9 protein-coding genes are annotated in these 11,095 nt (G+C 39.5%); 2 read left to right on the forward strand and 7 right to left on the reverse strand.

The window, feature by feature from the left end; genetic code table 11:
* The first annotated feature begins 46 nt into the window (after positions 1-46).
* Positions 47-514 carry a transcriptional regulator ArgR gene (gene argR, locus AC0VZ4_RS17535; RefSeq protein ID WP_006794541.1) on the forward strand — a complete coding sequence of 156 codons (468 nt, stop codon included), beginning with the start codon at positions 47-49 and terminating at the stop codon, positions 512-514.
* A 13-nt stretch (positions 515-527) separates the two neighbouring features.
* On the opposite strand, the gene AC0VZ4_RS17540 is transcribed toward argR, so the two are convergent.
* From AC0VZ4_RS17540 to AC0VZ4_RS17555, 4 genes are read right to left on the reverse strand one after another with little or no spacing between them, the layout of a single operon-like run.
* A complete protein-coding gene (locus tag AC0VZ4_RS17540; RefSeq protein ID WP_475440288.1) occupies positions 528-1,427 on the reverse strand; it encodes a Dyp-type peroxidase in 900 nt (299 codons plus the stop codon).
* A 48-nt stretch (positions 1,428-1,475) separates the two neighbouring features.
* A complete protein-coding gene (locus tag AC0VZ4_RS17545; RefSeq protein ID WP_475440289.1) occupies positions 1,476-2,525 on the reverse strand; it encodes an ABC transporter ATP-binding protein in 1,050 nt (349 codons plus the stop codon).
* Positions 2,526-4,157: an ABC transporter permease gene (locus AC0VZ4_RS17550; protein ID WP_475440290.1), complete on the reverse strand. Its 1,632-nt coding sequence runs from the start codon at positions 4,155-4,157 to the stop codon at positions 2,526-2,528.
* Positions 4,157-5,161 carry an extracellular solute-binding protein gene (locus tag AC0VZ4_RS17555; RefSeq protein WP_475441680.1) on the reverse strand — a complete coding sequence of 335 codons (1,005 nt, stop codon included), beginning with the start codon at positions 5,159-5,161 and terminating at the stop codon, positions 4,157-4,159. The genes AC0VZ4_RS17550 and AC0VZ4_RS17555 overlap by 1 nt, the downstream gene beginning before the upstream one ends.
* 854 nt (positions 5,162-6,015) lie before the next feature.
* On the opposite strand from AC0VZ4_RS17555, the gene AC0VZ4_RS17560 reads away from it, so the two are divergent.
* A complete protein-coding gene (locus tag AC0VZ4_RS17560) occupies positions 6,016-6,525 on the forward strand; it encodes a hypothetical protein (protein ID WP_475440291.1) in 510 nt (169 codons plus the stop codon).
* A gap of 1 nt (position 6,526) precedes the next feature.
* Here AC0VZ4_RS17560 and AC0VZ4_RS17565 read toward each other — a convergent pair whose 3' ends face one another.
* The 3 genes from AC0VZ4_RS17565 to aceF form a co-directional block, all read right to left on the reverse strand.
* Positions 6,527-7,213 carry a tRNA-uridine aminocarboxypropyltransferase gene (locus AC0VZ4_RS17565; RefSeq protein WP_007378727.1) on the reverse strand — a complete coding sequence of 229 codons (687 nt, stop codon included), beginning with the start codon at positions 7,211-7,213 and terminating at the stop codon, positions 6,527-6,529.
* 323 nt (positions 7,214-7,536) lie between these two features.
* A complete protein-coding gene (gene lpdA / locus AC0VZ4_RS17570; protein ID WP_342863826.1) occupies positions 7,537-8,961 on the reverse strand; it encodes a dihydrolipoyl dehydrogenase in 1,425 nt (474 codons plus the stop codon).
* A 205-nt stretch (positions 8,962-9,166) separates the two neighbouring features.
* A complete protein-coding gene (aceF, locus tag AC0VZ4_RS17575) occupies positions 9,167-11,086 on the reverse strand; it encodes a pyruvate dehydrogenase complex dihydrolipoyllysine-residue acetyltransferase (protein ID WP_475440292.1) in 1,920 nt (639 codons plus the stop codon).
* Positions 11,087-11,095 lie beyond the last annotated feature (9 nt).

The raw sequence follows: 11,095 nt of genomic DNA on the forward strand, positions 1-11,095 counted from the left end.
TATTGTGTAGAATTTGCAGCATAAATAACAAAAATGAATAAAGACTATGCAACCACAAGATAAACAAGAAGCACTGGTAAAAGCATTTAAATCGCTTTTAAAAGAAGAAAACTTTGGCTCTCAAGGCGAAATAGTTGATGCGTTAAAAGAGCAAGGCTTTGACAATATAAGCCAAAGTAAAGTATCACGCATGTTAAGTAAGTTTGGCGCTGTACGCACACGTAATGCCAAGCAAGAAATGGTTTACTGCTTACCTGCTGAAATGGGTGTACCTACGGCTAAAAGCCCATTACGCCAATTAGTAATCGACATTATGCACAACGAAATGATGATCATCATTCGTACCAGCCCAGGTGCGGCTCAGCTTATTGCTCGTTTATTAGATTCATTAGGTAAAGCAGATGGCGTACTAGGAACTATTGCCGGCGATGACACTATTTTTATCGCCCCGGCTAAAATATCTGAAATAGACGTGACACTTGAACGCGTTCGCATTTTATTTGATACGGTTTGATTATTAATCGTAATTAAATCTGTTTTAAAAATCCGACCGAAGGTGCAAAAAAAGCAGAACCCATATCGGCTTGAGTAAAATCAAGCCAGTGGTCGTAACAATCACCTTCGCCTAAACGGCTTTTAAGTATTTTTTCGAACGCGGTTCCTTTACATGCACATGTAATTGATAACATTCCCTGCTCATACACATCGCCATAAGGCATGCTTTGATTTAATAGTAGCGGTTGCCCGTCTTCGTCTTTTAGTTCACTACGCGAAGCATGGCTGGTTTCGATCGCGGGGGTAATTAGTGTGTTATCAAGGCGCGTACGACCCATTATTTGCTCTTGCTCACTTAATGATAAATGCTGCCACACAGTTAAGTCATGCTTATAACGTTGTACATGAATATAACTTCCTTGATCTTCAAAGCTACCCGGTTTATTTATTAGTGCCGTCGCACGCTTTTTTCTACCATGAGCAGAATCGCCACCATAAATAAAGCCATTAAAGTCTCGTCCATCTAAAAAGCGAAAATTACGAACCTGCTCTACCAGCTCTACATCAGGAGCAAATAACTTTAATACTTGCAGGGCAAATAAATGGTTAACGTCTTCACGGTCAGAGCGAATTTGCACAAACAAATCACACGGTTGTACGCTCATTTGGTGATCGCTTTGATTTATATTAGGAAAGCTCTGTAATTCGCTTGGAATGTACTCAGGAAGGATATGTGGCCAATATTGCGCACCAATAGCGACCATACAAGAGAGCATTGATTCTGAAAACTGATCGCTAAATTCTTCTTCAATAGCGCTTACTTGCTTTAGTTTTACGCGTAACGATTCATCTTGACCATCAAACACATTAAAAAATAAGTGCAAACCGTGTAAGTTTGCTTCAGCACAAATCCCTGATTGCGCTTGCGCCATTGTTATTCCTTAGTTTTATAGATAAAAACACAGCGAATAACAAATTAATTATGATTCGAAAAAGTTCACCGTGTGAGGTTTTATTTTTATTATAACCTGCTCATTTTTTTCAAATGATTGGTCATATTGTGCAGCAACTTCAACTTCTTGCTCAGCAATAACGACTGTGTAAACATACGCTGAACCAATAAAGCGACTACTTAATATTGTAGCTCGTTCACAGTGTCTGTCACATAGATTGTCACTTACCAATTCAATCTGGTGAGGACGAACATATATTTTCCCTACACTCGCTCTATGCTCATGTCCAATATATGATTTAACTAAGCCAAACGGTGTATTATATTCAGTTGTCGTTAATACTTCTGCCTCTAAGTATATGCCTTGACCCAGAAACTCTGCAACCTCCTTTGAGCTTGGGGCTGCAAAAAGCTGTTCTGGCGTGCCTTGTTGCGCAATTTTACCGCGATGCATAATGGCAAGTGTATCGGAAAAGGCAAATGCCTCTTCTTTTGAGTGCGTAACAAATACAGCAGAGACTTGTGTTGCCTTAATAATTCGACGTATATCGGCGATTAGTTCAAAGCGTACTTGTGTATCAATGTTTGAAAAAGGCTCATCAAGGAGTAATAAACTAGGTTTATAAGCTAATGCGCGAGCAATCGCTACGCGTTGCTGCTGACCACCCGATAATTGATGCGGGAACCTGTCGGCACAACCAATTAAATGTACGAGCTTAAGCATTTCATCAACGCGTTGCTGTTTTTGAGTTTTACTCATTTTACTGAGCCCAAATGCAATATTATTTGCCACCGTTAAATGCGGAAACAACGCATAATCTTGAAACATCATGCCGATGTTGCGATGCTCAGGTGAGACAAACGATTGCTCATCACTCACCAATTTTCCGTCTATAAAAATAGACCCTTGTTTGGCTTCAATTAAACCTGCAATCGCTTTTAATGTGGTCGTTTTGCCGCACCCACTCGCTCCGAGTAGACAAACAATTTCATCTTTACCCACCGTTAAATCTAAATCGTGAATAACCTTTGTGCCGTTATAGTGATAGCTCACGCCTTGTAAAATTAAACTACTCATTTAACTACGCTGCTCCATAGAACGATTAATAAAATACAAAGGAATAAACCCGACAATAACAATAAATAATGCCGAAATTGAAGCAAGCTCTAACTGCTCGTCACTCACATACTGAAATACATGAGTTGCTAAGCTTTCAAAGTTAAACGGTCTGAGCAATAGCGCAGCTGGCAACTCTTTCATGCACTCAATAAACACCAGTAATGCAGCCGTAAGTAGTCCACGGCGTAATAAAGGTAGATGTATTAAACGCAATGTTTGCCCTTGGCTTTTACCCATTGACTGACTTGCCATATCGAGTGATGGGCTAATGCGTAAAAAACTCGATTCTATTGCTCCGTGCGCGATGGCGTAAAACCTAACAATATAAGCAATAATAATAGTAAGAATACTGCCTGTAAGCAGTAAACCTATATCTAAATTATATGGTTCGAGCGCTTCATTGATGGTGTTTTCTAATAATGTAAGTGGTAATAAAACAGCAATAGCGAGCACTGTACCAGGCAATGCATAGCCCGTACTGGCTAAACGCCCAGGAATAAGCGGATACGTTTGCTTTGCAACACGCTGATAAAAAACCACAAAAATACTCAACGTAATGGTTATTACACTCACTATCCCTGCTACTTTTAAACTTTGCCAAGCATAGCTAAAAAACTCAATGTTCCACGCTTTATCAAAGTAGGTAATTGCGTAGTTTACGAGTACTGTAATGGGAATTAAAAAAGCGATAAGTAAAATAAAACCACAAAATGCAGTTGCTAGCCAAGCCGACTTTCCTTTTAATACATAGAGAGATTCGCTATTTACACTTGATTGGCGCTCAAATACCGCTTGGTTACGGCGGCTAAAGCGTTCTGCCATTAATGCCAAAAATAAAAGTAAGAGCATTACACCCGATATTTTAGCGGCCGCTGTAAGCGAATAATAACCAAACCATGTGTCATATACGGCGGTCGTTAATGTGCTCACGGCAAAATAGCTGACGGTTGCAAAGTCAGCCATAGTTTCCATACTAATGAGTGCAAGAGCCGCAACAATTGCGCCGCGAGAGAGCACCAAACTTACTTTAAAAAAACTTTGTTTAGGAGATAGCCCCATTAATTGACTAGCTTGTACTAATTTGAATGACTGTTCGCGAAGGGCTGTTTTAAAAATTAAAAATAAATACGGGTAAAGTACCAAGGCAATCATAACGATAGCACCAGGTAGTGTACGTATATCAAAAAACCAATAGTCACTAGGTGATTGCCAGCCAAACCATTTTCTAAGTGCTATTTGCACAGGGCCCGCATAGTCTAATAAATCAGTGTATACATAGGCAATAATATAGGTAGGCATAGCAAGGGGCAGCATAAGTGCCCATTCAAACTGCTTTTTACCAGGAAAACTACAGTAAGCAGTAAGCCAACCGAGTGGCAGCGCAATAGCACAGCTAAGCACACAAACGCCTAAAACCAGCAACACAGTATTAGTAATGTAATCCCAAAGCACTGTATCCCAAAGATGAGAAAACACCTCAGAGTTACCTTGCAGAGATTCAAAAAGAAGGAAAAACAACGGGGCCGACAGAATCAAACCCGTCGACCACGCAAAGAGCTGCCATTTAGACAGCTTAAATTTATAAGTCATTAAAGATCGAACTTCACCTCATCAATCAGCTTAAGCGCTAACGGACGATATTTACTGATCTCATCGAGTGGCAAGCTGTCTTCCTTAAAGCTCCCCCAAGACGCAACCAAACTGGATAATTGCACACCGGGCTTAACTGGATACTCCATATTTAGTGAGGCATACATGTTTTGTGCTTTATTGTCGGTCATATACTCTATGAGTTTCAAGGCATTTTCAGGATTTTTAGCGAACTTAGTAATAACCGCACCCGATACATTTATGTGCGAGCCACGATTAATTTGGTTCGGAAAATTAATATTTACCGCCTCCGCCCAACCTTTTTGTTCTTTATCTTGCAACATTTTTCCAAGGTAATAACTATTACCTAGTGCTAAATTGCACAACCCTTCTTTAACAGCTTTAACTTGAGAACGGTCATTACCTTGGGGTTTGCGCGCTAAATTAGCTTTAACGCCTTCAAGCCATGTTTTAGTATCAGCCTTACCATGGTGAGCTATCATTGATGCAACAAGCCCCAAATTATAAGGATGCTTACCCGAACGAGTGCAAATTTGCCCTTTATATTTAGGGTCAGCCAACTCTTCATAAGTTAGGTTTGGTAACGCACCTACTCGCTCTTTTGATGAATACACATTACGCACACGCTTTGTTAGCGCAACCCACTGGCCTTCGCCATCACGAAATGCTGCAGGCACATTATTATTTACGCTGTCACTTTTAATAGTTTGCGTTAACTTTAAATCTTCTAATTGAATAAGTGCACTAAAGTTAGAAGTTAATACTAAATCGGCTTTGCTATGTTTTCCCTCGCGCTTAACACGTTCAATTAATCCTTTTTTAGCAAAAACAACATTCGTTTGGATGCCGGTTTGTTTTGTAAAATCATCCAAAATTGGCTGTATTAAAAACGGTTGGCGAAAAGAGTAAATATTAACGACGTCGTTTGCAAAGGCTGGCGCCGATACTATTAATCCTAAAGTGATAGCGAGTGTCTTCATTATTCCACCTAAATAATAATTATTATCAAATAATTCTACCGTGAACAGTTAAAAAGTGCACACCTTAAATAGATGTAAGTAGGTAAAGGGTGTCTAAAACAGAAATGTCATGTAAGACATCTCTCACGGATGTGACAGCTAATGAGTAAAAAGCAACATATAAAACAAGCATTAATTAAATAACCAATTGAAAATAAAGCATTAATAAACTTTAGCTATTGCATAAATACTAATTAAATATAGTTTCAGCCCTATTTAAGTTGCTCCATTCACCTATAATTTACTCATCAACCAAGCAGTGATGCTTATCGATTAAATACAAGCAAATTATTTATTCGACCAACCAATGATTAGGTTACCAAGGAAATACGGATTTTAGGACAGGCTCAGGATGAGTAACACAATGGAATGTTGTAAAAATGGATAGCATCAGGAAGGTGCGAAAGGGATAACAACAAGGGTTTAAGTTGTTCGACAGGATGTTTAAGGAATAGATGGACAGGCCTTTTAGGCAACACAATGGATTGATTAATACACGGATGCACTAGGAAGTGCAATGGAAGGATTTGGTAATAGTATTTACCTTACAGGATGTTCAGGAATTAAAGGAGACAGGCCCGGATAGCCTAGATTACATAGAACTAAAAAGTAATATTGTAATAACATGGATTAGTAAAAATTGGAGTTGATTAAGTTCAATTGCAGGATGCAGAAAATTAGAAGATTCCGCAAGCGCGCCTAGAGATAGAGCGCGCTTTTCTTTGCATAGGTAATTAAGTCAAACATATTAATAATAGAGGAAATAGCAATCTCATCAGCTTCAGAGCACAACTTATATGAAGGAACATAAATAGTTTATGGATATAAATTTTAAATCGAGTAAAAACGTCTCCACACTTAATAGCCCAGTAAATAGCACAGCAGAGTATATTTGTATTTTTACGGCTCCTACCCCAAAAGAAAATCCTTATTCTGCTTTGTTTAATCCAGAAGGATACGATTTTTCTAACATGTCTATGAGTGAGTTTAAAACGATACTCAACGTTATTATTCAATTAGAAAGTGATATAAGAACAACCCAAAGAGGTGAAACCGCCCGTGATGACGAATTTAGTTATCAATTAAATAAGCTAGCAAATGCAATAGGCCGCACAAATTTTAATGGTAAAGTTAATAAGTATTTTTTAAAAAGAGTAGAAGAAGCAAAAAAAATGGAAAGCAGTGACTTCCATTCATTTAGTCAAGTGCATACAAGTATGAATCAACTATATGAAACAGTTGTAAAGTTAACATCTGAAGAAAATTTTACAGCACTTCAAAATAAAGCGATAGCTTACTTAGAATACACGATCAAACAATCGGCTTAAGTTAGCTCTGATCAGACTCAGGCCTGCCTTTATTACGTTTACCTAATAAATACGCATCGCGAAACTTTATAAAATGTTGCTCAAGCTTTGTTGATGCATCCATTTCGCCCGCAAGGGCTAACACCATAATAGCCACTTCAGCAGTACCTAGTTGATGCGCATGAGGGGCTACACGTAATCGGTAATCAGATAGTTTATCAGCAGTAACAGAAAGCACTGGCAGGTTATCTAAATAGGGACTTTTACGAATCATTTTCTTTGCTTCTCGCCACGTACCATCTAAAAAAATAAATAGCGGCTTTTTACCTAATTCAATACTCACTTCGGTAATAGCTCTGCCCTCTTCTACATCTTCAGCGGGAAACACGACCATTGGCTGATACTGCGAATCATTTATTAAAGCTAAAAGCGCTGGGTTAGGGTCTGTTCTGTCCCATCTAAAAGCGTGATTATCAGGTACTATTTCAGCAATTAAACGTCCGGTATTTGAAGGTTTAAAGCTTTCATTATGGTACATCAATAAACAGACCGCAGCCGTACAATCTGCCTGTTCAACACCTTTACAAATACAGTAGTGCTTAGCTATTAAGCATTGCTCACAGCGATCTAATTTACCGCCTCGAGCATTAAACTCTCGACGGGATTCACTTATTTGTTGAGCGCGTAATGCTAAAACTGAGTTTTTCACTGTATTTACCTTCAATTAATTAAGCGCGCATTGTAACGACTTCTTGTTATTTAATCTTATATTTATAGCCATACCAACCTGCATAAATCTTTGATCAATTTAACGAATTAAATTGCACTATAACGTCGTTAAATTTTTTTATTTAGAACAACTAGATACAAAAACTTTTGCCTAGTTCTAGCGTAATTTTCTTAACGTTAAATAGACCCCATATATAAGCAGATTGGTATCATTGAATTAATTCAACATCTCTCAAATTAAAAATCAGACATAAAAAAACCCAACCTAAGTTGGGTTTTTCAAACAAATGCTAAAGAGTTAAATTACTTCTTTTTAACTGCTTTTTTGTTTGGTAGGTCAGTGATCGAACCTTCAAAGATTTCAGCTGCAAGGCCGATTGATTCGTTCAATGTTGGGTGAGCATGAATTGTAAGCGCTAAGTCTTCACCATCAGCACCCATTTCAATACCTAAACCGATTTCGCCAAGCATTTCGCCCGCGTTAATACCGATCATAGCACCACCGATTATACGGCCACTTTCTTTATCAAAGATAAGTTTAGTAGAACCTTCAGTACGAGCAGATGCAATTGCACGACCAGATGCTGCCCACGGGAATACCGCAGTTTCAACTTTTAAGCCTTGCTCTTTTGCTTCTTTCTCAGTAACACCTACCCAAGCGATTTCTGGGTCAGTATACGCTATTGAAGGAATACATTTAGGGTCGAAGAAATGCTTCTGACCAGAAATAACTTCTGCAGCAACATGACCTTCATGAACCGCTTTATGCGCAAGCATAGGCTGGCCAACTAAGTCACCAATTGCAAAAATATGGCTTACATTAGTACGTAATTGCTTATCAACATTAATAAAGCCACGCTCATCAACGTTTACGCCCGCTTTTTCAGCATCAAGTAAGTTACCGTTTGGAGTACGGCCAACTGCAACAAGTACTTTGTCGTAACGTACTGGTTCTGCTGGTGCGTTTTTACCTTCAAACGTTACGTATAAGCCATCTTCTTTAGCTTCAACACCAACAACTTTAGTTGAAAGCATTACGTTGAATTTTTTGCTTACGTATTTTTGGTAAATTTTGATAATGTCTTTATCAGCTGCTGGTACTAATTGATCAGCAAATTCTACAACATCAATTGCAGAACCTAGCGCACGGTATACTGTACCCATTTCAAGACCGATAATACCACCACCCAATACAAGTAGCTTTTCTGGTACATCTTTAAGCTCTAGCGCGCCAGTTGAATCAATTACACGGTCATCTTGTGGGATGAAAGGTAAGTTAACTGGTTTAGAACCTGCTGCAATAATCGCGTTATCAAACGTGATAGTTGTAGCGCCGTTTGCGCCTTCAACTACTAAAGTATTGCTGCCAGTGAATTTGCCGTATCCAGATACAACTTTCACTTTACGCATTTTGGCCATACCTTCTAGTCCACCAGTTAACTGGCCAACTACAGAATCTTTCCAAGTACGAACTTGGTCAAGATCGATTTTTGGTGCGCCAAAAGTAACACCGTGAGATGACATTTCAGCTGCGTCATCAATCACTTTAGCTACGTGTAAAAGTGCTTTAGAAGGAATACAACCAACATTAAGACATACGCCACCTAATGTTTCGCGAGATTCTACTAATGTAACTTCTAAGCCCAAGTCAGCAGCACGGAAAGCCGCAGAATAACCACCAGGACCACCGCCTAGTACAACAACTTGAGTTTTTAATTCGTTGCTCATGCTTTTACCTTAATTGTTTGAACGGGACACTGCCCTAAAATTTAACTGCCATGTTTCTGCAAGGCAGAAAGAGTGAGCAGCGCACAAAGTGATGCAATTCGTACAAAGATTGTATCATTGCAAATGGTAAAAATCCCAGCTAAAAACAACTGGCTGGGATTTGATTCTATTTATTTTATTGCGTATACCAATTTTTCTAAACTGGTTACATCACCAACTGGCGAATATCGCTCATGTAACTTGCAAGAGTCACAGTAAAGCGTGCAGCTAATGCTCCGTCAATAACCCTATGGTCGTATGACATAGAAAGTGGAACCATTAGTTTAGGTTCAAACTCTTTACCATTCCATTTAGGTTTCATTTCAGATTTAGATACACCTAAAATAGCAACCTCTGGCGCATTAACAATCGGCGTAAATGCCGTACCGCCAATACCGCCAAGGCTAGAGATAGTAAAACAGCCACCTTGCATATCAGACGATGTAAGCTTGCCGTCACGGGCTTTAACAGATACTTCCATTAGTTCACGTGATAATTCAATAATGCCTTTTTTATCAACATCTTTAAACACTGGCACTACTAAACCATTTGGCGTATCAACAGCAACACCAATGTTAATGTACTTCTTAAGAATTAAACTTTCGCCATCGTTAGACAGTGAAGAGTTAAATGTTGGGAAGTCTGCAAGTGCTTTAGCCGCTGCTTTCATCACAAACACAAGAGGTGTGATTTTAACACCCAGCTTTTTCTTCTCGCTAAGTGCATTTTGCTCTTTACGAAATACTTCAAGACTGGTGATATCAGCTTCGTCAAACTGTGTAACGTGTGGGATTTGTACCCAGTTACGGTGTAAGTTTTTGCCTGATAGCTTTTGAATGCGAGATAGTTTTTTCTCTTCAATTTCACCAAACTTAGCAAAATCGACTTTAGGCCATGGAATTAGACCAAGCTCGCTGCCACCAGCATTACTACCTGCTGATAATTGACCAGATTCAACTTGCTTAACCAGTGTTTTAACATAGTTTTGCACGTCTTCTTTAACCACACGGTTTTTACGACCAGTGCCTTTAACGTTAGCTAGGTTAATACCAAACTCACGTGCTAAACGGCGAACAACAGGTGATGCATGAGCATACGCGCTGTTTTCTGTGAAGCTTTCATTACTTGCTTTTGCAGGTGCTGTTTGAGCCGGTGCTGACTCAGTTTTAGCCGCTGCTGCAGGTGCTGATTTTTCAACTGGTGCAGATGCTGCTACTGGCGCGCTGCCTGCAACTTCAAATACAAAAATTAATGAGCCAGTCGATACTTTATCGCCAGCGGCTACTTTAATTTCTTTAACTGTACCTGCAAATGGAGCTGGTACTTCCATTGCAGCTTTGTCGCCTTCAACGTTTAAGATTGATTGATCTTCTTCAACCGTATCGCCAACTGCAACCATAATTTCAGTTACTTCAACTTCATCGCCACCAATATCAGGTACATTAACTTCTTTAGTACTTGGTGCTGCGTTTGCTGTTGAGCTAACTGCTGGCGCTTCTACAGGAGCCGACTCTTTAGCCGGTGCTGCAGATTCACTTCCTGCTACTTCAAAAACAAACACTAACGAGCCTGTTTTAACTGTATCGCCAGCGGCTACTTTAATTTCTTTAACCGTTCCAGCAAATGGTGCTGGCACTTCCATTGCAGCCTTGTCGCCTTCAACGTTTAAGATAGATTGCTCTTCTTCAACGGTGTCGCCAACAGCAACCATGATTTCAGTTACTTCAACTTCGTCATCGCCAATATCTGGTACAGTTACTTCTTTAGTCGAAGAACCTGTAGAAGCAGCTGGTGCTGCCTCTTCAGGTTTAGCTGGAGCAGCGGCGGATGCATTAGTCGAGCCAGTGCTTTCACTCTCACCTTCAAACAAAAACACTAAAGAGCCCGTTGTAACGGTGTCGCCAACGTTTACTTTGATCTCTTTCACTATACCCGCTTGCGAAGCAGGTATTTCCATTGATGCTTTGTCGCCTTCAACATTTAATAGTGATTGGTCCACATCTACTTTGTCGCCAACGCTTACTAATATTTCGGTTACTTCTACTTCGTCGTCACCAATATCAGGTACTTTAATTTCAATACTCATTGCAAACCT

Source organism: Pseudoalteromonas sp. QJM3NY_22, assembly GCF_056173065.1.

What these genes read in the sequence shown, in the direction of transcription:
- argR (WP_006794541.1), top strand. Translation starts at nt 47, where the DNA reads ATGCAACCACAAGATAAACAAGAAGCACTGGTAAAAGCATTTAAATCG.
- AC0VZ4_RS17540 (WP_475440288.1), bottom strand. Translation starts at nt 1,427, where the DNA reads ATGGCGCAAGCGCAATCAGGGATTTGTGCTGAAGCAAACTTACACGGT.
- AC0VZ4_RS17545 (WP_475440289.1), bottom strand. Translation starts at nt 2,525, where the DNA reads ATGAGTAGTTTAATTTTACAAGGCGTGAGCTATCACTATAACGGCACA.
- AC0VZ4_RS17550 (WP_475440290.1), bottom strand. Translation starts at nt 4,157, where the DNA reads ATGACTTATAAATTTAAGCTGTCTAAATGGCAGCTCTTTGCGTGGTCG.
- AC0VZ4_RS17560 (WP_475440291.1), top strand. Translation starts at nt 6,016, where the DNA reads ATGGATATAAATTTTAAATCGAGTAAAAACGTCTCCACACTTAATAGC.
- lpdA (WP_342863826.1), bottom strand. Translation starts at nt 8,961, where the DNA reads ATGAGCAACGAATTAAAAACTCAAGTTGTTGTACTAGGCGGTGGTCCT.
- aceF (WP_475440292.1), bottom strand. Translation starts at nt 11,086, where the DNA reads ATGAGTATTGAAATTAAAGTACCTGATATTGGTGACGACGAAGTAGAA.